General features: G+C 27.0%; 23 protein-coding genes and 1 pseudogene. 8 read left to right on the top strand and 16 right to left on the bottom strand.

All coding sequences use genetic code 11. From position 1 onward, the window contains the following. Window positions 1-239 precede the first annotated feature (239 nt). From BN899_RS18890 to BN899_RS02690, 4 genes are all read right to left on the bottom strand, one after another. Window positions 240-407, bottom strand: a complete 168-nt coding sequence (locus BN899_RS18890) for a hypothetical protein (RefSeq protein WP_154658875.1) — start codon at window positions 405-407, stop codon at window positions 240-242. Between the two features lie 142 nt (window positions 408-549). Then, complete coding sequence (locus tag BN899_RS02700; RefSeq protein WP_042272608.1) at window positions 550-1935, bottom strand: metallophosphoesterase; 1386 nt, start codon at window positions 1933-1935, stop codon at window positions 550-552. A gap of 48 nt (window positions 1936-1983) precedes the next feature. Next, the gene (locus BN899_RS02695; protein ID WP_052356530.1) at window positions 1984-2304 is read right to left on the bottom strand and encodes a hypothetical protein; all 321 of its coding nucleotides are present in this window, start codon (window positions 2302-2304) and stop codon (window positions 1984-1986) included. A gap of 262 nt (window positions 2305-2566) precedes the next feature. Further along, the gene (locus BN899_RS02690; RefSeq protein WP_042272605.1) at window positions 2567-3112 is read right to left on the bottom strand and encodes a cupin domain-containing protein; all 546 of its coding nucleotides are present in this window, start codon (window positions 3110-3112) and stop codon (window positions 2567-2569) included. Between the two features lie 195 nt (window positions 3113-3307). Between BN899_RS02690 and BN899_RS02685 the strand changes: the two genes are divergently transcribed. Further along, window positions 3308-4564 carry a GntP family permease gene (locus tag BN899_RS02685; protein ID WP_081712137.1) on the top strand — a complete coding sequence of 419 codons (1257 nt, stop codon included), beginning with the start codon at window positions 3308-3310 and terminating at the stop codon, window positions 4562-4564. A gap of 88 nt (window positions 4565-4652) precedes the next feature. Here BN899_RS02685 and BN899_RS02680 read toward each other — a convergent pair whose 3' ends face one another. From BN899_RS02680 to BN899_RS18885, 5 genes are all read right to left on the bottom strand, one after another. Next, the gene (locus BN899_RS02680; protein WP_042272602.1) at window positions 4653-5684 is read right to left on the bottom strand and encodes a DUF4179 domain-containing protein; all 1032 of its coding nucleotides are present in this window, start codon (window positions 5682-5684) and stop codon (window positions 4653-4655) included. A 3-nt stretch (window positions 5685-5687) separates the two neighbouring features. Beyond that, complete coding sequence (locus BN899_RS02675) at window positions 5688-6242, bottom strand: sigma-70 family RNA polymerase sigma factor (RefSeq protein ID WP_042272600.1); 555 nt, start codon at window positions 6240-6242, stop codon at window positions 5688-5690. 155 nt (window positions 6243-6397) lie between these two features. Beyond that, window positions 6398-6889 (bottom strand): hypothetical protein, encoded by a 492-nt coding sequence (locus tag BN899_RS02670; protein ID WP_147568477.1) that lies wholly within the window; start codon window positions 6887-6889, stop codon window positions 6398-6400. Between the two features lie 311 nt (window positions 6890-7200). Then, window positions 7201-7806 (bottom strand): hypothetical protein, encoded by a 606-nt coding sequence (locus tag BN899_RS02665; RefSeq protein ID WP_042272594.1) that lies wholly within the window; start codon window positions 7804-7806, stop codon window positions 7201-7203. 203 nt (window positions 7807-8009) lie between these two features. Beyond that, window positions 8010-8255: a hypothetical protein gene (locus BN899_RS18885; RefSeq protein WP_147568476.1), complete on the bottom strand. Its 246-nt coding sequence runs from the start codon at window positions 8253-8255 to the stop codon at window positions 8010-8012. Between the two features lie 656 nt (window positions 8256-8911). Here BN899_RS18885 and BN899_RS20920 point away from each other — a divergent pair. The 4 genes and pseudogenes from BN899_RS20920 to BN899_RS02645 all read left to right on the top strand — a co-directional run bounded on the left by BN899_RS20920 (window position 8912) and on the right by BN899_RS02645 (window position 10451). Continuing rightward, window positions 8912-9109 (top strand): sigma factor, encoded by a 198-nt coding sequence (locus BN899_RS20920; protein WP_042272588.1) that lies wholly within the window; start codon window positions 8912-8914, stop codon window positions 9107-9109. Then, window positions 9093-9440 (top strand): annotated as a pseudogene (locus tag BN899_RS18505) (sigma-70 family RNA polymerase sigma factor); the annotation flags it as partial. The gene BN899_RS20920 and the pseudogene BN899_RS18505, both read left to right, overlap by 17 nt. A gap of 16 nt (window positions 9441-9456) precedes the next feature. Further along, window positions 9457-9777: a hypothetical protein gene (locus BN899_RS02650; RefSeq protein ID WP_042272582.1), complete on the top strand. Its 321-nt coding sequence runs from the start codon at window positions 9457-9459 to the stop codon at window positions 9775-9777. A 2-nt stretch (window positions 9778-9779) separates the two neighbouring features. Continuing rightward, window positions 9780-10451: a hypothetical protein gene (locus tag BN899_RS02645; RefSeq protein ID WP_052356528.1), complete on the top strand. Its 672-nt coding sequence runs from the start codon at window positions 9780-9782 to the stop codon at window positions 10449-10451. Between the two features lie 44 nt (window positions 10452-10495). On the opposite strand, the gene BN899_RS02640 is transcribed toward BN899_RS02645, so the two are convergent. From BN899_RS02640 to codA, 3 genes are all read right to left on the bottom strand, one after another. Continuing rightward, window positions 10496-11920, bottom strand: coding sequence for an MDR family MFS transporter (locus tag BN899_RS02640; RefSeq protein WP_242824054.1), 1425 nt, complete (start codon window positions 11918-11920; stop codon window positions 10496-10498). Continuing rightward, window positions 11910-12800: a TetR/AcrR family transcriptional regulator gene (locus BN899_RS02635; protein ID WP_042272576.1), complete on the bottom strand. Its 891-nt coding sequence runs from the start codon at window positions 12798-12800 to the stop codon at window positions 11910-11912. Before BN899_RS02635 ends, BN899_RS02640 begins: the two co-directional genes overlap by 11 nt. A 205-nt stretch (window positions 12801-13005) precedes the next feature. Further along, a complete protein-coding gene (gene codA / locus BN899_RS02630; RefSeq protein WP_042272574.1) occupies window positions 13006-14268 on the bottom strand; it encodes a cytosine deaminase in 1263 nt (420 codons plus the stop codon). Between the two features lie 283 nt (window positions 14269-14551). Between codA and BN899_RS02625 the strand changes: the two genes are divergently transcribed. Further along, window positions 14552-15307 carry a creatininase gene (locus tag BN899_RS02625; RefSeq protein WP_042272572.1) on the top strand — a complete coding sequence of 252 codons (756 nt, stop codon included), beginning with the start codon at window positions 14552-14554 and terminating at the stop codon, window positions 15305-15307. Window positions 15308-15335: 28 nt separating this feature from the next. Continuing rightward, entirely contained in the window at window positions 15336-16253 is a 918-nt protein-coding gene (locus BN899_RS02620) for a DMT family transporter (RefSeq protein WP_042272568.1), read from the top strand. 19 nt (window positions 16254-16272) lie between these two features. Here the strand turns inward: BN899_RS02620 and BN899_RS02615 are convergent, their stop codons facing one another. From BN899_RS02615 to BN899_RS02605, 3 genes are all read right to left on the bottom strand, one after another. Then, the gene (locus BN899_RS02615) at window positions 16273-17484 is read right to left on the bottom strand and encodes a PucR family transcriptional regulator (protein WP_042272565.1); all 1212 of its coding nucleotides are present in this window, start codon (window positions 17482-17484) and stop codon (window positions 16273-16275) included. Window positions 17485-17607: 123 nt separating this feature from the next. After that, window positions 17608-18891, bottom strand: a complete 1284-nt coding sequence (locus tag BN899_RS02610) for a B12-binding domain-containing radical SAM protein (RefSeq protein ID WP_042272560.1) — start codon at window positions 18889-18891, stop codon at window positions 17608-17610. Between the two features lie 298 nt (window positions 18892-19189). After that, on the bottom strand, window positions 19190-19702 hold the full coding sequence (locus BN899_RS02605; RefSeq protein WP_042272557.1) for a DUF3189 family protein: 513 nt from the start codon (window positions 19700-19702) through the stop codon (window positions 19190-19192). Between the two features lie 471 nt (window positions 19703-20173). On the opposite strand from BN899_RS02605, the gene BN899_RS02600 reads away from it, so the two are divergent. After that, the gene (locus BN899_RS02600; RefSeq protein WP_042272554.1) at window positions 20174-21478 is read left to right on the top strand and encodes a Na+/H+ antiporter family protein; all 1305 of its coding nucleotides are present in this window, start codon (window positions 20174-20176) and stop codon (window positions 21476-21478) included. Between the two features lie 435 nt (window positions 21479-21913). Here BN899_RS02600 and BN899_RS02595 read toward each other — a convergent pair. Continuing rightward, window positions 21914-23171, bottom strand: a 1258-nt coding sequence (locus BN899_RS02595) for a cell wall-binding repeat-containing protein (protein WP_147568475.1), incomplete at its 5' end; no start/stop codon positions are given.

Raw genomic sequence — 23171 nt, 5'->3', positions numbered from 1 at the left:
TTGTGTTTTTTAAGTGTTTTAGTGTAGTTTTTGTTTAATATATTTTCTAAAGACACAAAAGTATGCCAATAATAAGCTCTTTAATAAATTTTTTTATCTCTGTCTCTGGTCCTTTAATAATTAATTTTTTATGATTTTTTTACATTCACTCATACAATCATCTCCTTTATATAACACGATGAAGTAATTACCTTAAATTTAATAAATAATATTTTATAAGTTTAAATATTACTTTTGATTTAAGAATTCTTTTTAAATGAATATGAAAGGCCAGAGAAAATAATTAAAGAAATAGAGCTTAATATAATCCTCTCTAAGCTTTCAGAAAATAAAATTAAATATAGATCTAATGCTATAAAACCAAGTATACCTATAAATTGTGCTCGTTGCTTAAAATTTTTTTCCATAAAACCTCCTAAAAAACTTATCATCTATACAAGGTATAACAATACCTTTTGATTATGTTTTCTGGTTATATAAATATTATCATAATAAAAATTAAATTCTTTAAAAGTGGACTAAAATATATAATTTATGGACTAAAATCTTTTATTTATATATATGAGTTAATTTAACAGTAGGCATATGAATCATAGGATGTTCTTTTCCTTCTTCAACCTTAAACTTATCATTTTCTTTAGGCATAATAGTTAAAACATCATCTTTATATTCTGATTTATCAAAATCCATACTATATCCAATTCGTTCTTTATATCCGTATAAATAGCAAACAACTTTTTTATTATTCATAAATACCATCTGCATCATATCATCATTTTCAGTGATATTTAAAAATTTATATCCTACAGTATCATAGATTTTTTCTCTAGAAGTGTGTGGTTTAAATACATATAGCTTATCCCACTCAATAGGAACTATATTTGATAAACTTATTTCTTTCACTTTAGTATCTAACATTGTGAATTCTGCTGATACTTTCCCATAATTATCACATAGTTGATTTAATTCTTTCTTGCTTTCTTCAAACTGCTTTATTTCACTAGATTTATCAACTACATTCCATTTATTATTCTTTTTTTCTAATTTGATATTTATCTTAGAAATACACTCTCCATGATCTCCTGGTTGAGTAACTATAACGTTTTTGCCTGATTTATTTTTATAATCATGTTGCTTTATTTCTTCATGTGTATGACCTGCAACTATTACATCAATGCCATCAACTTGTTGTGCCAAATCTTGTATTCTATTTCCTGGATGTTTTGGCTTTTTAGGTTTTTCCCCTGTATGTGTAACTGCTACTATAACATCAGCTTTGTCTTCTTTCATTACCTTAACCCATTTTTTAGCATCTTCTACTAAGTCATTCATGTAAAGCTCATTATATCCATAAACTTTATCAAAATCTTTTAAATCCTCACTATCTTCTCCTACTTCTTTTATAGTAAGACCTAATATTCCTAATTTTACAGTTCCTTCATTAGTTTTAATATCTTTTATTACATAAGGTTTTGTATAGTTATCTCCATTTTTCTTATATGTATTTGCTGATAATACACTTATTCCTTGTTTTTCAAAATCAGATATCATATTATCTAAATGAAATTTATTATTAGATACAAATTCATGGTTTCCAAGTGTTACAGTATCGTATCCCACATCTTTCATTTCTTTTGCAATAGGTACTTCTATATATTTTTCGTTTTTATTTTCTGTATCTTCTCTTCTTTTTTCAAAATATTTATTCATATCTCCCGAAGCTTCAAATCCTCCATCAAAGAAATCCCCTGCATCTACTAAAGTAATATTTTTATCTTTCTTCTTTTCATTTTCTACATAAGAAGGTAGCTCATATGGTATTACTCCATGTAAATCTGTTGTTGCTAACACGTTTATATCTGTTGTTTTTGTTGAAGTACATCCTGATATTAATAGTGTTGTTAATCCTAATACTCCCAATATTGTCTTTTTCATAAACTCCCTCTTTCCCCTTTAATAAATAATAAAAATAACCAAATATTATTAAATACTCGATTTTAATTTATCTATGTAATTTTTAGCTTCTAAAAGTTGTGAATTAGTTAATTCTCTATATCTTTTTATAGCCTTTACTTCTTTATCATCTAAAATCATTTGTTTTAATTCTTTATCTATTTTTTCTATTTCTTCTTCTGTTAAATTAACTTTACTTTTATTGTTTTTTCCCTCCATTATATATCCAAATAAAAAACAAAAAAAGTAAAGTACTCCTGTTACACTTAATCCATTTTTTATATTAACAACAGCACATATAGAAAATAATATTACTACTACTATCTCCCATCTAAATAACTTTTTCTTCAATCTTCTCACTCCCAATTTATAAATAATATTTTTAATTTAGAAACTAATAGTTGGCTATAATCTTAATTGTTTTTTATAAATTATTTACATAATGATCCTCTTATTTTTAACATATAATTTCTAATTTTAGTGGAAAAATGGACTAAAACATAATAAAAACGGATTAAAATAATCTGTTTGTCTAAAAGTATCATTTAAAATTTATATTTATAATATAAAAAATACACACTAAAAATAGTGTGCTTTTTATTTTAAGGTACTCTTATAATATAACTGCAAATATAACTTTTGCATCTTTATCTGATTTGTTTTCCCAACGGTGATTTATTCCTGCTGTTACTTTAACGCTATCTTCTTTATTTAATACAAATTCTTCATCATCAAGATATAATGAAACTTCACCTTCAAGTACATAAGCTATTTCATATCCACTATGATTTATATTTCCATTACTTGATGATGTATTTGGTGCAAGGGTCATAATTGCAAATTCAAAATTATCTGTTATTCCTGGGGCAAGTATTTCGTAAATAACATCATCACTATTTGGAAGAATTACTTTTTTTCTATTGTCTTTTCTAACTATTAAGTCCTCTTTCACAACCTCTGATGTAAAAAATGTAAATAAAGCTACATCTAAAGCTGAAGCAATAGATTTTAATGAATTTACAGATGGATTTGCAAGTCCTCTTTCTATTTGGCTAAGCATAGATGATGTAACATTAGATAACTGTGCTAACTCTCTTATACTTAAACCTTTATTTTTTCTTATTTGTGATATTTTTTCACCTATATTTATATCTGACATTGTAATCTCCTTATAAACTAAATCTTCTTATTTCATAATTTAACCATTTCCTTAAAATTATATCATTTAAGTTCATTATAGCATAATAAATCAATATAATTAAATTACATTTAATTAATTAAATTATATTTGACACTTTTATGCTTATTGTATAAAATCATATATAATAGCTTTGACAATAAAGGGGGAATACATATGACAATAACAACCTTTGGGGCAACTATAGGGTTAATTGTAGCAATTATACTTATAATAAAGAAATTCGAACCATTTTACTGTTTAGTATTTGGTGCTTTAATAGGCGGATTAGTAGGTGGTGCAAATTTAGTTGAAACAGTCGAGTATATGGCTATTGGGGCAAAAGATATGGCACCATCTATACTTAGAGTAATGACATCAGGATTTTTGGCTGCCACATTAATAAAAACAGGGGCTGTTGATAGGATTTCAGAAGAGATAATAAAATTATTAGGACTTAATAAAGCTATTTTAGGAATTGTATTATCAGCAATGGTTTTAGCAGGTGTAGGAGTTGACTTAGATGTTGTTGTCCTTACAGTTGGACCTATTGGAATGTCTATAGGTCATAAATTAGGATATTCAAAACTAGCAATACTTTTAGCAGCATTAGGTGGAGGAAAAGCTGGAAATATCATTTCTCCAAATCCAAATACATTGGCAGCTGCAACTAACTTTAATGTTGATTTATCAAGTGTTATGCTTGCAAATGTAATTCCTGCAATATGTGGAATTATAGTAACTACAATCTTAGCTAAATTATTGATTAATAAAGGTAGTAAAATAGATATTGATATAAATATTGAAGAAGATGAAAATTTACCAAGCTTATTTGCTTCTTTAATTGGTCCTATTGTTTCTATTGGATTATTATTTTTAGGAAATGTATCGAGTATAGTAGTAGATCCACTTGTAGCTTTACCTGTTGGTGCTGTTGTAAGTATTTTCGCTACTAAAAATCTAAAAAATACAAGAGAATATATGTCTTTTGGAGTAGCAAAAATGCAAGGAGTTTGTATATTATTACTTGGTACAGGTACATTAGTTGGAATTATTCAAATGTCTAATCTACAAAATAGTACTCTAGGATTACTTGATATGTTAAATGTGCCACAATTTTTATTAGCACCTGTTTCAGGTATGGTAATGTCACTTGCTACTGCATCTACTACTGGTGGGTCAACTATTGCATCATCAACATTTTCACAAGCAATTTTAAGTTCTGGTTTATCTGGTGTTTCTGGCGCTGCTATGGTTAATGCTGGTGCTTGTGTATTTGAACACTTACCTCATGGGGCATTATTCCATGCAAGTACTCGAAGTGTTTCTATGGATATAGCGGAAAGATTTAAGCTAATTCACTATGAGATAATTATAGGTGTTGTTATAGTTGTTGCTTCAACTATAGTTCAATTAGTTTTAATGAATTTATAAATAAAAAGAGTGTATCTATTGAAATTATTTATTTCTAAAGGATACACTCTTTTTTATATTATTTTTAATTAGATTTTAACTTAATTCTCTATTTATTTAAATTTATAATAAACTCTTCTCCTACTGCTTTAAAATCATTACTCATTTTTCCACTTGTTTTAGGTTGTTCTGCTGCATATAAAGTAAGTTTTAATTCCTTTGCATTTTCATTTACAAGACCATCTATATTGTTTATTTTGAATATACCTTTATCTCCTCTTACTCTAGAGATATAAAATGTTACTTCATTTCCTAAATCATCATGTCCTCTAAGTTCCATATTATAGTCAGTACCTTTTGAATCTAGTGAGAAATAAATCTTTTGTCCTATATCATTACTTGTGTATTTTTCTAACTTTATATTTTGTCCATTATCAAATTTAAATGTATTCTCTAACTTTATTTCCTTAGTTTCTGCTCTTAATTCATCACCATTAGTTTTAAATTCAAATACCCAAGATCCTCTTATCACTTTACCACCAATAAGAGCATCATTGTATTTAATTTTTATATTTATATCTCCCTTTAAATCATCTTCATCTATATTATCTAAACTATGAGATATAACAGACTCTGTGCTATAATCATCTAGCTTACTAGCTCCACCACTAGAACCATCACTTACACGTCTTCCATTTATATAAACATCTCCTGATATAGAAATATATCCTGATTCATCTAGCTTTTTATCACTTGTTGCAGTTGTTGAAACTATTAGCTCCTCATTGTCTAAGATTACTTCGTTTAATTTAACTTTTATTCCATTTTTAGTTATTCCTTGATTAACTACTGTTTTGTACTCAGCTATATCTTTTTTAATTCCTAGAGATTCTGATATATCATACGCAATAGCTCCTAATGTTTCAAAAGCATATGTACCTACATTGCTTCCTAAAATACCAACACTTACTACTGCAACTGATGCTACCGCAATCCCCTTTTTATAGAAATTTTTCTTATTAATACTTCTTTTAAATCTATTTTTTATTTTCTTTTTTTCAAATTCTGTAAAGTCTTGTTTTTTATATTCATCTAAATCTATATTTGCTTCATTTAACATTTCATATATATTATTTTTCATATTTTATCCTCTACCTTCCAACGTTTTAAATATACTTCTAATTTTTGATTTACCTCTAGATACTCTATTGTAAATTACATCACGCTTTAATCCAGTTTCTTTAGTTATAGTATCTATTTCTTTTTCTTCTACATATAGTTTAAAAAATAGTTTTCTATCTTCTTCTTTTAAACAATTTAACAACTTTTCTAAGTCTTTATTTAACTCATTTTTAGTTAATTCTATATGAACATTATCTTCTGTTTTTATGTCTATAGTGTCTATATTTTCTTTTTCTAAATCTTTTAAATATTTTCTTTTGTAATCAATTGCTTTATATTTTGATATTCCACCTACCCAATTTTTAAAGCTATTTTTACTTTCATCAAAACTCTCTATGTTATTCCAAATCCCAAGTAATATATCATTTATACATTCTTCATGATAACTATCTAGATTATATAAATGTTTTCTTACAATTGATTTAATGATCCATCCATAATTATCTATAACGTATTCTAAAGCTTTTTCATTTTTATTTTTAAGCTGAAGGATAAAATTATCTGCTTTTATTTTCATATCTATTCCTTTCTTTCAATAAGCTTATTGTACTTATCCGTACACTTAATACTTCGTGTTCTATATTACTATATCTATCAAAAAACAAAAAATATTTATTATTGCAATAAAAAAGAATTACCAATTGTGGTAATCCTCTTTATATTTATATAAAATTATATAGCTTTATTTTTATCTAATAGAGTCTTAAATTTATCAATATCCTCATTATAGATATACATACGTTTAAAGGTTTTATTATCATATTTTAAAACTAAATCCCTGTATTTTGTTCCTCTAAAAGAACTCTTAAAATTATAACTTTTAATACTTTCAAAACTATAGAATTTACCATCGTCTAAAATTAACCCTTCTTTATATAATATACCTTTCCTTGAACTGGCTTTACTATATATAAGCATAATTAAAAGACATAATATCCATATAACACTATTTATATCGACTATAAAAAGAGATTGTTCTTTAAAAGGTACTTTAGAAAAATTTTCTAATATATACTTAAAGTCTAAACTATAATCTACCATCATAATTATAGTAAAATATATCCAGAACCTATCTGGCAATTCAGCTTCTTTGCAATATAAATCAATTCTACTTGAAACCTTCTTCTTAGAAGATCGCCTATAATTTACGCTCTTTCTGCACATATATACAATAGATATAGAAATCACAGAAACTAAGATAGTAAATAGGTAAATATTTTTTATTATTAGAAATAGAAAAAATACACCTGCACACAATACCGCCAAAAATGTGGTCAAATAAATCATCCTTTCTTAAATAATCATCAATCTTAATACTATCATCAAATTAATATTTATTTATAAAAATGGACTAATATATGTTTTTTATGGATTAAAATAAAATATAGAACTATCTTTTATCTAAATCAATGTTCTAAATATATATAATAATAAAAAAAGAATTACCATTATAAGTAATTCTTTTTTATATAAATCTATACAACTTTATTTTTGTCTAATAAAGCTTTAAACCTATCAATGTCATCATTATAAATACATACAGTTTTAACAGTTTTATCACCATAAGTTAAAACTAAATCTCTGTATTTAATTCCTTTAAAAGAAGTATTAAACTCATAGTTTTTAACCCCATCAAAACTATATAACTTTCCATCACTTAAAATTAATCCTTCTTTGTATACTATACCCTTCTTTGAATCAACTTTCTCATATATAAACATAATTAAAAAACATAGCGCCCATATAGCACTATTTACAATAAATATAAAAAGATATTGCTCTTTAAAGGAAACCTCAGAAAAGTTTTCTAATATATAACTAAATTTTAAGTCATCACCTATATTCATTAATACAGGAAAGTATACCCAACATATACCTATTCCTTCTTGACCTTTGCAATATAAATCAATTTTACTTGAAACTTTATTCTTAGATTTTTTTCTATAAACTATACTATTTACAAGTATATAAATTATGCATATAGAAAAAACACCAACTACTATGCTAAAAAAATAAATATTTTTTAGTATTATAGATAAAAAAACTATCCCTATTAGTAGGGCAACTAAAAATATAGCCAAATAAATCCCCCCTTTTTAAATAACTGTCTACTTTAATCCTATCATGAAAACTATATTCAGTTATAAAAATGGACTAATATATGATTTTTATGGAGTGAAATAACAACTAAGAATTACTTCTCACTACTAAAATTAACCTTATATATCTATCAAAATATAAAAAGAATTACCAACTTAGGTAACTCTTTTTTCTTTAACTTAAACTATACAACTTTATTTTTATCTAATAAATCTTTGAATTTATCAATATCATCCTTATAGATATATAAAGTTTTAATGGCTTTATTATCAAAATTTAAAACTAAGTTATTATATTTAATTCCTTTAAAAGATGTTTTAAATTCATAACTTTCAACACTATCAAAGCTATATAATATACCATCGCCTAAAAGAAACCCTTCTTTATACAATATCCAATTCTTTGATTTAATCTTATCACATATGTACATAATTAAAGGGCATATCACCCATAGGGAGCAACTTATAGTATATATAAAAAGATGTTGTTCTTTAAAAGATATTTTAGAAAAGTTTTTTAAGATATAGCTAAAGTCTATATCCCAACTTGATATAATTATGATAAACATCAATATAATAAGAAAAATTATTACTCCCCCGGGTTCTCTACAGTATAAATCAATTTTACTAAAAGTATTAGTCTTATAATTTTTTATATTAATTATACTTTTTATAGTATTATATACCATATATACAGAAATCCCAGTAAATAACATAATGAAAATGTAGATATTTTTAATTGCATATAATAATCCTATTGATAATGCCATTAATAACGGCATAAAAGAGTTTTTCAAATAAATCATCCTTTCTTAAATAAGTATTAATCTTAATACTATCATTAAATTAATATTTATTTATAAAAATGGATTAATCTATGATTTTTATGGATTGAAATAAAATCTAAAATCTATTTTTAGCTAAGTTAATATTGTAGACTTTTATATGCAATACTAATTTTATAGCTGAATTACTTTTATCTACCTAAAGATACTAACCGAAAATAAAAAGTTAATTTTAAATAAAAAAAGTTTTATATTTTTTCAAACAAAATAAAACTTTATTCGTATATATATGATGAAAGGAGATGAGGAAAGTTTTTAATATAGAAAGCATGATTGACGTTTATAAAGATGACATTTATAAACTTTGCCTTAAGTTAAGCGATAATAAAATTGATGCTGACGATCTTTTCCAAGATACTTGGCTAAAGATATATAATAATTTTCATAAATTAGAAGAACAAAAATCTGTAAAAAAACTGGCTATACACGATTTGCATTAATACTTACAGAGATGAATACTCAAAAAAGAAAAGATGGCTAAATGTTATAACAGATTTTTTTGATTCTAAAATTAAACATGAAGTTATGGAAAGTCAAAGCTTAGATATAGATGAAACGGAGTCTATTGTATTTAATAGTATTGAAAAGGAAGTAATTCAAAATCTTATAAAAGATTTAGACGAAAAATATAAACTTCCAATAATACTATATTATTATTTAGATTATAGTTATAGCGATATTGCTAGCGTTTTAAAAATTCCAATTGGAACTGTAAAATATCGACTTAATAATGGAAAGAAATTACTTAAAGCAAAGCTTAAAGATATTTAGTACAAGGAGGTACATAATGAAAGACAATGAATTTGATATATTCATTAAAAATAGTTTAATAGATGAAGATGATTTAAAACCAGAAAAAGCCTTAATAGAAACAACTAAAAATTTAATTAAAAAACAAAGAAAGCGTGATTTATTGATGAATAAAATATATGTGCTTATCTTAAGTATTATATGTTTACTATTTTCAATTAAAGCAATTAATTTATCTATAAAAAGTGGAAATGTTATTGTTATTAATAGTTTAATTTTAGGTCTTATAGCTACTATAATTTTAAATTTCATTTACAGACATGAGATAATAGCTTTTCTTAAAATAAAAGGAGAATAAGTATGAATGATTTAACTTTGGCAGGTGTATTTTACACTTTTTATCTTATAACAAAATTATTAATAACAGTTGATGTATATAAGGATTCAAAATCATTGAAATTAAAATCTGGTCTTTGGGCATTAATTGTAATGTTATTTCCAAATTATATTGGATTTGTATTTTATTTAATTATTAGAACTTTAAAGATTGCTAAGACAGCTAATGGAGAGGGGAAAAATATAAATATGAAAAATTTCAAAACACCTATTTTATTAATAATATCAATTTTACTTCTTGGAAGTGCTTATTATTTCTTGGGTAATTTCTTTAATGATGTATCTAGTTCTAAGTTTAGTAGCTACCAAGATGCAAAAACTACAATTGAACAAGGTTGGGTTCCGGCTAATATGCCAAGTACTGCTAAGGAAATTTATGAAGTACATAACTTAGATACAAACATAGGTAATGGTACTTTTAAATTATCTGAAAGTGAAGCTAAAAAATTTATTTCAACATTAAACCCTATTAAAAAAGGTGAAGTACTTAAAATAGAAAGTATTGATGAAAAATGGTGGAATAAAGAAGAGATTAAAAAGAATATTGAAAATGGTAAGTTATCATTAGGAGAAAAAGACGATTTTGTTTTTGCAATCAATTCGAATGGTACTGTATATTTTTGGAATAAAAAATAAATCTGTAAGGACAGTTAGTAAAATTGACTGTCCTTACAGATTTTTTAACCTAATGCAGATTGTTTATAATCCATATCTTCATCATTTTTATTTTTATCTTTTACATAAATTAATGATACTACTAATCCGACTAATATCACCATACTCGCTATTTTAAACGACGTATTCATACCTTCTATTTCTGCTAATGCTTTTGAAGTGCTTGTACTGTGTCTTGTAACTGCAGTCATTATAGTAATAAGTATAGATGAACCTATAGCTCCAGATATCTGACGTACAGTGGAGTTTATAGCACTACCATGTGATATTTCTTCTTGCTTAAGTGAATTTAATCCCCATGTTGTAACTGGCATTAGTAAAAGTGTTATTCCTATCATTCTTATTGCATACATAATAGTTAAGATTGCTATTGATTTAGTTGTTGTTAATGTAGAAAGTTCAAATGTTCCTAATCCTAATAAAGCGCAACCTAGTATAGCTAAAACTCTAAATCCGTATTTATCTAATATACTACCTGCAATAGGACTTAAAATTACCATTGCTATAGATCCTGGTAGCATTATTATTCCTGGTACCATAGCAGACATCCCTCTTACAGATTGTATATATATAGATATAATCAAAGAAGCAGATGTCATAGCTGTGTATACTATTATAATTAGTACTGTACTTATTATAAAATTACGACTTTTAAATACTCTAAGTTCTAATAAAGGCTCTTTCACTTTTAATTGTCTTATTGTAAATAATATAAGGGATACTATACCTACAACTAGAGGTATATATGTTAGTGGATGAGTTATTGAATAAGCACCTATATTAGATACTCCAACTAAAATACCTCCAAATCCAAAAGTAGATAAAATTAACGATATGATTTCAAGTTTAGTTTTTTTAACTTCCATTATACTTCTTAAGAATAAAAATGCTAATACTATAGTAACTAATGTAATAGAAGCTAATATATAAAATATTATTCTCCACCCTAAATTATCGATTATATATCCTGCTGCTAATGGCCCTATGGCTGGTGCAGCTCCAACTACAAATCCATAAATCCCCATTGCTTTACCACGTTCTTCTTTTGGATATAAATTAATCATAGCTACTTGAACTGATTGCATTATTATGCCAGCTCCAATAGCTTGAAGTATTCTAGATACTATCATAATGCCAAAGTTCTTAGCAAATATAGATATTATACATCCTATAAAAAATAAAGACATCGATGTTATAAATAAAGGTTTAATTGAAAATCTATTTATTAAATATGCTGTTGAAGGAATCATAATCCCTAAAACAAGTAAATAAACTGTTGTTAACCACTGTGCTGTGCTTGCATCTACATTAAAAGTAGACATTATACTTGGTAATGCCGATGTTAGTACAGTCTGAGTAAGCGATGTTATTAGAGACCCTATCATTAATACTAATATGATAAGATTTCTAGTTTTTTTATTATCTATCATTTTTGTCATCCCCTAACTGATACTTTATATTTTTTAATTTGTCTATTTCTTTCTTCAATGTTTCTTCTTTTTCTAAGTATGCTATCATTGCATCCATCATTAAAGAATTATAATTGTTTAATTTATGCTCTTGCTCTACTTTTAAAATAGCTTCTTTAAGTTTTTTATTTAAGTTATCATTTTCTATTTTGAATTTTATATCTTCAATTGCTTCTAATAATCTTTCATGTAAATCATTTTCTATTTTTAATTCATCATCTTTTTTAACTGTGTAGAAGATATTCTCTGTTATCATGCACTCGTTATTTTTTAAATTTTCTACATTTAAATCTAGCTGCCTTAAAGTAAAATCAACTATATAATCTTCATCTAATTCTTTTTTATTTAAACGAGTAATTAAATCAAATTCATGAATTATACTATCAAGCACAAATATAAGCTCCCATATAAATGCTTTAATGTCTTTTCCATATGCTTCAATTAAGCTATCATAATATATTTTCACTAATTTAGATTTAATTATATGTTTTATTTCCTCAACTGGCTTTCCATTTATTTCTGTGAATTCTCCTAGAATATGTACGTTGAAGTACCTATTTGACTTTAGATATTCTAATCCAAGATTTATTTTTTCTTTTAATTTTTCTTTAGGTGTGCTTTGAGTACCTTCATCTATTAATCTAGATTGGTCTAAGAATTTATCGCTTGAATAACGTAGCATTTCCACTACTAAGTTTTCTTTAGTTGAAAAGCATTTATAAAATGTTGATTTTGATATTTTACATTCTTTTACTATCTCATCAATTGATGTATATTTAACTCCATGACTGTTAAAACATTTTTTTGCTACATTCATTATTAATTCTTGCTTTATTTCCATATAAACCTCCAAAATAACTTTACAAAACTAACAAGTACCCATCAGTACTAACAAGTACTAATAGGTACTTGATAAGTATACAGTATATTTTTACTTTAGTCAAATATATAACTTTAATATTTCAAAGTAATAGAAAAAGTATCATGACGTATGAATATAAAAAAGGACTAAGCCAATACTGACTTAATCCTTTTTAGTATAATAATTATTTTAATAATGAAATTTTTGTATTAATTACTTCTGGCTCTCTTTTAAATAAGAATTCACCTTTTCTAACAGAACAATTAACTCCAACTCTTTCTAATATTGCATCAAATTCATTTTTTGCATTTAATACTATAAAATTAGCATCCCTACCTTCTTCTATGCCGTATTTATCTTCTATATGAAGAGTTTTAGCACCATTTACTGTTATTAAATCTAATGCATTTTTAATTTCTTCAAATGACATCATATGGCAAATATGAATTCCTGCATCAAGAATATTCATTAAGTTTCCGTTTCCTAATGGATACCATGGGTCTGAAATTGAGTCTTGTGCAAAACAAACATTAATACCTGCATCATTTAATTCTTTAACTCTTGTAAGCCCTCTTCTTTTTGGATATGTATCATATCTTCCTTGTAAATGAATATTTTCAGTCGGGCATGATATAAAGTTAAGTTTTGATAATGCTAAAAGCTTAAATAGTTTAAAAGTATATGCATTATTGTAAGAACCCATAGCACAAGTATGACTTGCTGTTGTAAGCTCTCCAATTCCATTCATATAAGCTTCAGCAGCTAATAATTCAAGAAATCTTGATTGTTCATCATCTGTTTCATCACAGTGAATATCAATTAACTTGTTATATTTCATAGCAAGTTCCACAGTTTTCTTAACTGATTTTTCTCCCATTTCTCTTGTGAATTCAAAGTGAGGTATAGCCCCTACTACATCAGCTCCCATTTTTAACGCTTCTTCTACTAATTTATCACCGTCTTTATATGAATACATTCCCTCTTGAGGAAATGCTATAATTTGTATATCAACAACATCTTTTACTTCTTCTTTTAATTCCATAATTGCTTTTAAACAAGTAAGCTTTGGATCTGTTACATCTACATGTGTTCTAAGATATTGAGTTCCATATAAAATCTCTTTTTTTAGTGCAATCCTAGCTCTGTCTTTTATTTCATCTATTGTCATATTTGATTTTGTCTCAGACCATCTTTGAATTCCTTCAAAAAGAGTTCCTGTTCCATTATTTGCACCAGCCATACGAGCTGTATATACATAATCTAAATGAATATGTGGATCAACATAAGGTGGAACAACTAGATTTCCTTCTAAATCATAAGTCTCTACATCTTTATATTTTTGTGAAAGATTTGGACCTATTTCTTTGTATATTCCATTTTCAACAAGTAAATCAACTAATGTTTCATTTCCTTTTAATCTAGCATTTTTAAATAATATTACTTTCATTTTAATAATCCCCCTTCTATTATTTTTAGCTATTTCATTAGCGACATTCAAAGTCTAACATGAAAATATACACTAGTCATTGTACTAACCATACAATAAAATTTTAATATGACTGTGCACATAAAGAACATATTTTAGGAGATTTATTTGTATTTTTTGTACATTGTATGTAAAATTTTCTAAGTATATACTAATTAGTGCAATGAAACTTCTTGAGAGTAAAAAGCTCATTGTTTAAAAGTACTTAAAGGAAAATTTTTTAATTAAAAAGGGGGACGTTATTATGTACGAAAATGTTAAAATGAAAAACATGACATGGCAAGAATTTGCTAAGAAAAAAGATGATGTAATTATATTACCAATAGGTGCTACAGAGCAACATGGTCCTCATCTACCTACTTGTGTAGATGCTGTATTAGCAGAAGAGTTTGCTTATCGTATAGCTGAAAAAATTAATGGTGTAGTTGCTCCAACTCTTTCTTATGGTTATAAATCTAAACCATTAAGCGGTGGTGGTCCATTATTCCCAGGAACTATAGACTTAAACGGAGCTACATTACAGGCTTTAGTAATGGATATAATTGATGAATTTGTCCGCGATGGTTTTACAAAAATATTTATTTTAAGTGCTCACTTTGAAAATGAAGCATTTATTGTAGAAGCTATGGACCTATGTTCTGCAAAATATGGAGACAAAGTAAAAATTCTTCTTACTAACTGGTGGGATCCAATGTCACCTGATGTAATTGATAAAGTTTTTGATGAAGTGCCATTCCCAGGGTGGGCTCTAGAACATGCTGCTGTTACAGAAACATCATTAATGATGTATTTTGCACCAGAACTTGTTAGAGAAGATAAAATATTAGATACTGAAAATGCTAGTCCAGCAACTTATTTTAGATATCCTATAGAAAAAGATATCGTTCCTGAGACTGGAATACTTGCATCAGCTAAATCATCTTCAGCTGCAAGAGGAAAAATAATTGTAGATGACGTTATTCCAAATATATTAAAAATAGTTGAAGAAGCATTCAAATAAATCTTTATAGAAAGAAGTAGGTAAATTTATGAAATTAAAAGGAATAGTTCTAACAATGCTATCCTCTATTACCTTTGGTTTTGCTTTTACCTTAGGTCCTATGACTTATGGTGCTGGAGGAAGTAATCCTGTAACATTAACTTTTTTAAGAAACTTTTTAAGTTTGCCCTTTTTATTACTAATAGTTTTATTTTTGAAAATTGATTTAAAGATAACAAAGAATCAACTAAAAAACTTAGTAATATTAGGATTTATTGGAAATGCAATAACAACATTAATGCTAAATATAGCTTTTGCTCATGTAGATGTAGGAATAGTAACTCCTATACACTTCACTTACCCTATATTTGTAACACTTGGATGTGTACTATTCTTCAATGAAAAGCTAAGCAAGCAAAAGATTATAGCATTAGTTATAGCTATGTGTGGTATAGGATGTTTCTTTATTGAATCATTAAATTCCGCTTCTTTTGATTCATCTACGTTACTTGGATTAATTTTAGCAGTTGCTTCAGGAGCGTTTTATGCATTCTATATTATATTTATGGACAAAAGCGGACTAAAAAGTGAATCTCCATTTAAAATAACATTTTATGTAGCGATTGCTTCAAGTATAGGTATGTTTATCTATGGTATTTTTACTAATGAACTTGTTTTATTTACACTAACAACTAAATCATGGATTATATCTATAGTATTTGCATTTTTATGTACAGTTGTTGCCCTATCATTGTTACAAGTTGGTATAAAATATATTGGAGCAAGCGAGGCAGCTGTTATAAGTACTTTTGAACCTATAACAAGTGTAATATTTGGAGTGTTATTGTTAGGTGAAAAGATAACGCCTATAAAAATTGTGGCATGTATATTAATTTTTGCAGGAGTTTTAGTATTATCTTTTGCAAAAGATAATACATCAGAAACTAAAGAGGAACTGGAAGTTTAAAATTAACCCCTATGTATTATCATAGGGGTTTTTTATTTTGTAGGTTAATAAATTCATAAATTAATATGCTATTAAAAAGTTCTAAATCTATCATTGCATCATCTAAATCTATTTTTAAAAGTTCTTTGATTGTTGATAATCTGTAAATCAATGTATTTCTATGAATAAAAAGCTCTTGAGAAGTCTTTAATAAATGTCTATTATTTTGGAAATAACATTTTAAAGTACCCATTAAATCCATTCCATGATTTTTATCATGTTCTAAAATAGGCCCCAAGTTTTCATAACAATACTGTTGAATCTCCTTAATATCAGCCAGTTCTACTAACCACCTGACAATTCCCAATTCCTTATACTTAATAATTTTTGAATCTCTATGGCATATATCAATCATAGATAAAGCTTTAAAAGCTTCTTTATAACTTATTTTTATATCAGAATTCGCTTCCCTTATACGACTAAAGCTTAAGCTAATTTCAACGTCTGAATATCTAGAACTTACAAGGTTAAACACCGCTTCAACAGTTTCTAATGACTTTTCTCCTTCTTTATAGTCATTTGCAAATATTAAAAACATTAAGCTATTTGCATATTCCATAGGAATTAAAGTTTGATTTTTTACATTTAATGCTTCTTCTAATGAATGAATTATATGTTTACCAATCTGCTCTAAATCATAGGAAACATTAGATGTCTTTTTAATTTTAAATATACATACATAGTGAAAAGGCCTTAATTTTATATTATAAAATTCTGCTAGAGCCTGTATATCTTCTTTTAACTGATCTTGTGAGAAAATAATTGACTCTAAAAAATGCTTTGCATTCTTTTTTTCTTCCTGTTTTTGTTCTGATTTAAATAAAATTTCTTGTGTAATATCTATTAATTTAATATTCCAAGGCATTATAAATACAGGAAAATTTTCTTCATCTGCCCTATCTATTACATTTTTTGGTATGTTATTTATATGTTTATCATCAATTAAAATCACAATTCCAGAAAGCTTTTTATCAATACATTCTTCTATCAATAACAAAAAACTATTATCATCCTTTTTTATATCTGTGTAAATAACAAATATCAATTCTCCCCCGTAAATCCACTGAGAAATAGATTCTGTCATTCTTACATAAGGCCAAGAAATTTCACGGTTTAACCCCTTCTCCCCAGCTAATAGCTTTGCTTTTGAAAAATTTTTAAGTTGAAATAAATCCCTACAACAAAGAGCCATAAAACTATTCCTTCTTTCTTCATTTGTTTTGTTACATTTTGTTAGATAATTATCAATTCTAATTATATTACAAATTTTAAATTGGTACAATTATCCATATAGACTTAAATTTGAATTAAATAATTATACTGTTTTTCTTATTGAAATCTTATATCCTAAATTAACTATTAAATTATATAAAATATTAGCTTTTGATTTGCTTAATCTAGTGGCTATTGATTTTAAGGAATAGAAATTTCTTCTAAACCACATATATCCATCAAACAGTTCCTCTGTACTCATATTCTTTGGTTTAAATGCTACCCTAGTTTTTCCATTATAATATGACCAATCATCAGTTAATAATCTATCTTCTTTTTTTAATTGATAATATAGCGGTGTTTTAGGAAGTGGTGTTAGTATACTAACTGTAACTCCATCAATTCCTAGGAAATTACACATATCTAGAGTTGTTTTAAATACGTCTTTTGTATCAGTATCAAATCCAAATATTATTCCTGCTTGTATACAAATTCCATATTTATGAACAGAATCTATTAACTCTTTATATTTATCTACATTGTTTAATCCCTTGTTCACACTCTGTAGAGTTTCTTTTGAAAAAGACTCTAGTCCAACAAAGAAATAAATGCATCCTGCTTTTTTAGCTAACTTTAACAATTCCTCATCTCTGCATCTTTCTAAAGTAACCTGAGCTGCCCATTTTTTATTTAATTTACTAAGTTCTTTTAATAATTCTTTTGCATACTCAATATCTCCAAAGAAATTATCATCCCAAAAAACAAAAAACTTACTTTTGCTACTTTTGATATCCTCTATTACTTCATTTATTGGTCTTTTCCTAAATGAGTCTTCATATATTTGCTTTAGATTGCAATAAGAGCAACTATAAGGGCATCCCCTTGTTGCAAAAATAGCACCTTTAGTAAAGAATCTACCTTTTATTAAATCTCTTCTTGGTATTGGAATTCCCTCTAATGATGGAGTGTTTAAACATTTATATTCACTATCATAGTTTCCATTGTAAAACTCATCTAAAAATTTTGGCCAACTATCCTCAGCTTCCCCTATAATTACTACATCACAGTATTCTTTTACTTCATCTGGTAAAAGAGTTGCATGTGGTCCTCCAAAAACAACTTTACTCCCTTTATTTATAAATATTTTTGAAATATTATAGCAGTGAGGTGCATTTGCAGTATTAACTGTAATTACAACTAAATCATAATACTTTTCAAAAGGTATTTTTTGATTATACTCATCTATTAATGTAATCTCATATTTGCTTTCATCAATAAATGCTGCTAGATACGGCATTGTTATTTGTATAAAGTTGTTTATCTGCCTTTTTCTAAATCTATTAATCTCCTCATTTTCAGGAGTTATCATTAATATGCTTTTTTTCATATCTCCTCCAAATAATGCTTTATTACTTACGTCTTGTTATCAATTCCCTTTTAATCGATTTATAGCATCATCATCTTATAATAACATAATTTTTAATAATAAAAACCGTATCACTTGATTGTGATACGGTTTGCCGCAACAGTAGTATAGGAGTTTTTTAAGGTGGAAACAAAATATAACTTCTGTCAGTATACCAAAATTTGAATCATATGGATTCCTTCCTATAGAACTTTGGTATATATATGACAATAGTATCAATTATCAAAAATAAAATCAGTACAATAAAAAATGTTAAAAATCATTTTTTCTTAAATTCCTTATTATCTAAAATAATAACCTCTGACTTATCTTCCTTTGCTGCCTTCTTTGTGTGATTTACAAGCTTTATAACGTCCTTGTATGATTTTTTTGCTCCTTTTACAAGCAAAGGGACTCCTATAAAATCAATTTTTAACCATCTAGAAAATAATCCACCAAAGGTCATCGGTAATGGAACCGTTGGCGACGTATTGGAAAATATAATTTTCTCATTTAATAGCTTTTGTTTATGAAGCATAGAAGCTAGATTATATAAGCCTGGAATTAAGACCTTTGAACGTCCTCTCCCTACAACATAGACTTTATTTCCATCTTTATCACTTCCATAATAAAAAAATTCTCCACGATTTCCATATACTAACTTATTAAAGTTAGGTAAATTCAATATTTCATCCTTAGTCGGTTCTCGAGTTTCATCCAGCATTTCTAAGTGATAAGCCATTGCTAAAATAGATGAGTGGGTTCCTCCATAACAATTATATATGTATATCATTAAAATCACCTAATTTCTTATTTTTCACTTTATTTAATAATTGTAGTATGCACATTAAATATTGTAATTAAACAATACTTGAACAAGTTTTATCCAAGGTCTTCGATGTTCCTACAATCCGTTACCACTACCAAACCTAATCTTTTAATAATTTCATTAATGTCTGCACACTTCCATCAGCATTAACAATATCATCATCTGTAAGGCCTATATCAACTGAAATATTATACTCTTTACCAAGATCCCCTACAACCTACTATTTGTGTGCATCACTTCACTGCAATGATTTGAAGAAAAGAACGTAACGATTTTGATTACATTCAAAAGTAACTATAATGCTAATAAATTTATACTGAATTAAAAATGCTCTAATAGGATTTTTTTTATAAAAAACACATTTACCTATATAAGTTGTGATATAATCAAATTGAATATATAAAAAATTCCGAAAATTTAAAGGGGGGATGTTGTATGGTATTATTCAATCCGGTAGTAGTATCTATTGCAGTTATGATAATACTTTGTTTGTTGAAATGTAATGTATTATTATCTATACTGATATCAGCAATAGTAGCTGGAGTTTGTTCAGGAATGCCTATAGCAGATGCAATGTCAACACTAGTTGGAGGTATGGGTGGAAACGCAGAAACCGCATTAAGTTATATCTTACTTGGTGCACTAGCTGTAGCTGTAAGTAAAACAGGTTTAGCTTCAATACTAGCCAGAAAAATTTCTAAAGTAGTAAAAGGAAAAAAAGTAATATTCATATTATTAATTGCATTTATATCATGTTTTTCTCAAAATCTTATCCCAGTACATATAGCATTTATACCAATCTTAATTCCATCATTATTAAAACTTATGAATAAATTAAAAATAGACCGAAGAGCCGTTGCATGCGCATTAACATTCGGATTAAAAACACCATATATAGCAATTCCAGTAGGATTTGGTCTAATATTCCAAAATATTATTAGAGATCAATTGATTGCAAATGGAATTGATACTACAACAAACATGGTTACTAGCGTAATGTGGATACCGGCAATAGGTATGATTTTAGGATTACTTATTGCAGTATTTATAACTTATAGAAAACCAAGAAATTATGAGGATCTAGCAATAGATGGATTAGATGAACAAGAAATGGATGAAAAAATGACAAAGAAACACTGGTGTGCACTTTTAGGCGCAGCAACTGCATTTTTGGTGCAAATTAAAACAGGTTCTCTCCCACTAGGTGGACTTTGTGCAATTATTGTACTATTTTTAACTGGTGCTATTAAATTTAATGAAGTAGATGATTTATTAGATGGTGGAGTTAAAATGATGGGGCTTATAGGATTTATAATGCTTGTAGCTGCAGGATATGGAAGTGTATTAAGAGAAACTGGTTCAGTAGAAGCTTTAGTAGCTTCAGTTACAGGTATTGTTGGAGATAGTAAGCTTATAGGATCAATACTTATGCTTTTAGTTGGACTATTAGTCACTATGGGTATAGGAAGTTCTTTTGGTACTTTACCTATAATAGCCGCAATATATTGCCCACTAGGACTTAGTTTAGGGTTTAGCCCACAAGCTATAATATTATTAGTAGGGGTTGCAGGTGCTTTAGGTGATGCTGGATCTCCTGCTTCAGATAGCACTCTTGGACCAACAGCAGGTCTTAATGCCGATAAACAACATGATCATATTTGGGATACTTGCGTTCCTACATTCCTTCACTATAATATACCTCTTTTAATATTCGGTGTGATAGGATCAATGATGTTATAAATTAATAAAAAAGCCGTATCACTTACTTGTGATACGGTTTTTCATGCTACAATAATTTTAAAAGGTAATTAGTTTTCTGCCACTTATTATTGTGGTTAATTATATCAATTTCTATAAACTTTTTTTAATTGGTATCCAAACTTCAAACTTTGAATTCATTGGGTCTCCTCAACATTCTTTTCTAGTAAAGTTTTTGCACCAACTATTCTCATTTCTTCCTTTTTTACTATTCTATACTCCATTTGTTCCACTCCCTTTATAGTTATTTTAAAACTTATAGGTGGATATGTTTTTAAGAAAGTTCCCTCCTTCTATGCAACTGAGGGTGATACATGGTGTAGTTCTTCATTTAACTTTTCTAACCATTCCATTAAGCTATCTCCTTACAAATAATAGTATAGTAAATAATAAAATTATAACATATTTAATTTATTATTATTTTATATGATTCACTTGATTTTGTAATTGCTCAAATGCTGTCTCATTTCCATTTCCCCCAACTTTTGTTAGTTGTTTTGCAAATGTATGATAAAGCGTTGTTGATTGATTTTTATCTAATCCCCTTGGACTTACTAACATTACTGGCGCATTTTGTTTTGATGCTAATACACCTACTGATAATGCATCTATTAAATCATTTGGACTTCCATAACCATTTTTAGCTACAAATATATTATTAAGCTCTGTTTGGTTATTATGATTTGTATTTGAGAAAAATCTCTCTATTATATTTAAGTTAGTTAAGTTTCTATCTGACCCTGCTATTCTTATAGGATTTTTAAGTCCAGTTATTAAGTTTTCTGGAAGTGCTGTTGTTCCCCCTATAACATAACTTGTTGTTATATTATTATTCTTTAAATAATCTTCAAATGTCTTAAGACCATTTCTAGATGAAGTATACACTATTGCCATATTATCTCTTGCACATACTGGTGCTATACTTACCGCGTCCGCAAACCCAGTATCTCCATTTACTACTGCAATCTTATCTACATTATTTAATTTATTTGCAATAGCAAGTGAAGTCTCATATCTATCTTGACCATAGATTCTTTCAACTGTTACTCCCATTGATTTTAGTTCATTAACTATATCTTCGCTAATAGCAGTAGTTCCACCTATTACATAAACTTTTTTAACTCCCAATCTCTTAAACTCTGCTTTTGTAGCTTGATTTAAACTATTTGAATTACTTAACAATACTGGAGCATTTTCCTGTGCTGCAAATGGTGTTACTGATAATGCATCTGCTAATGAATTAGCATTAACTAAAACTGCATTTTCACTTGTATTCCATCCAGTTTGGCTAACTTTAACTGCCGTATCAAATCTATTCATTCCTACTAGTTCATTTATTTTTGATTTATACTCTTTTAATTTATTTATCTTTTGATTTATCTCACTAGCATTTGGCATATTATTATCTATTTTTATTTCTATATATGAATAATTTGATGTTTTACTATCTGAAGTTATTCTTATTTTATATGTTGTATAATTACCCTCTACCTTAGATTCTAAAATATTTGGTGATAACTTTGATATATCATTTATAAATTTATCTACATCACTTAAAGTTGCATTATTTTTTAAGTTAAATATAACTGGATTATCTTGTGTTCCATTGGCATCAGAATATATAGGTGTAAATACATTTGTATCTATAACATCTTTAACTATGCTTGGAATATTT

This window comes from Faecalimicrobium dakarense (assembly GCF_000499525.1).
Taxonomy (GTDB): Bacteria; Bacillota; Clostridia; order Peptostreptococcales; family Peptostreptococcaceae; genus Faecalimicrobium; species Faecalimicrobium dakarense.
This window is presented reverse-complemented; position numbering and strand designations above follow the sequence as displayed.

Excerpts from the sequence above, each read along its gene's own strand:
- BN899_RS02640 (WP_242824054.1), bottom strand. The coding sequence starts at position 11,920 with ATGATAGATAATAAAAAAACTAGAAATCTTATCATATTAGTATTAATG.
- BN899_RS02645 (WP_052356528.1), top strand. The coding sequence starts at position 9,780 with ATGAATGATTTAACTTTGGCAGGTGTATTTTACACTTTTTATCTTATA.
- BN899_RS02615 (WP_042272565.1), bottom strand. The coding sequence starts at position 17,484 with ATGGCTCTTTGTTGTAGGGATTTATTTCAACTTAAAAATTTTTCAAAA.
- BN899_RS02650 (WP_042272582.1), top strand. The coding sequence starts at position 9,457 with ATGAAAGACAATGAATTTGATATATTCATTAAAAATAGTTTAATAGAT.
- BN899_RS02675 (WP_042272600.1), bottom strand. The coding sequence starts at position 6,242 with ATGAAAATAAAAGCAGATAATTTTATCCTTCAGCTTAAAAATAAAAAT.
- BN899_RS02605 (WP_042272557.1), bottom strand. The coding sequence starts at position 19,702 with ATGATATACATATATAATTGTTATGGAGGAACCCACTCATCTATTTTA.
- BN899_RS20920 (WP_042272588.1), top strand. The coding sequence starts at position 8,912 with ATGAGGAAAGTTTTTAATATAGAAAGCATGATTGACGTTTATAAAGAT.
- codA (WP_042272574.1), bottom strand. The coding sequence starts at position 14,268 with ATGAAAGTAATATTATTTAAAAATGCTAGATTAAAAGGAAATGAAACA.
- BN899_RS02700 (WP_042272608.1), bottom strand. The coding sequence starts at position 1,935 with ATGAAAAAGACAATATTGGGAGTATTAGGATTAACAACACTATTAATA.
- BN899_RS02680 (WP_042272602.1), bottom strand. The coding sequence starts at position 5,684 with ATGAAAAATAATATATATGAAATGTTAAATGAAGCAAATATAGATTTA.
- BN899_RS02610 (WP_042272560.1), bottom strand. The coding sequence starts at position 18,891 with ATGAAAAAAAGCATATTAATGATAACTCCTGAAAATGAGGAGATTAAT.
- BN899_RS02620 (WP_042272568.1), top strand. The coding sequence starts at position 15,336 with ATGAAATTAAAAGGAATAGTTCTAACAATGCTATCCTCTATTACCTTT.
- BN899_RS02600 (WP_042272554.1), top strand. The coding sequence starts at position 20,174 with ATGGTATTATTCAATCCGGTAGTAGTATCTATTGCAGTTATGATAATA.
- BN899_RS02685 (WP_081712137.1), top strand. The coding sequence starts at position 3,308 with ATGACAATAACAACCTTTGGGGCAACTATAGGGTTAATTGTAGCAATT.
- BN899_RS18890 (WP_154658875.1), bottom strand. The coding sequence starts at position 407 with ATGGAAAAAAATTTTAAGCAACGAGCACAATTTATAGGTATACTTGGT.
- BN899_RS02635 (WP_042272576.1), bottom strand. The coding sequence starts at position 12,800 with ATGGAAATAAAGCAAGAATTAATAATGAATGTAGCAAAAAAATGTTTT.
- BN899_RS02670 (WP_147568477.1), bottom strand. The coding sequence starts at position 6,889 with ATGTGCAGAAAGAGCGTAAATTATAGGCGATCTTCTAAGAAGAAGGTT.
- BN899_RS18885 (WP_147568476.1), bottom strand. The coding sequence starts at position 8,255 with ATGTACATATGTGATAAGATTAAATCAAAGAATTGGATATTGTATAAA.
- BN899_RS02690 (WP_042272605.1), bottom strand. The coding sequence starts at position 3,112 with ATGTCAGATATAAATATAGGTGAAAAAATATCACAAATAAGAAAAAAT.
- BN899_RS02625 (WP_042272572.1), top strand. The coding sequence starts at position 14,552 with ATGTACGAAAATGTTAAAATGAAAAACATGACATGGCAAGAATTTGCT.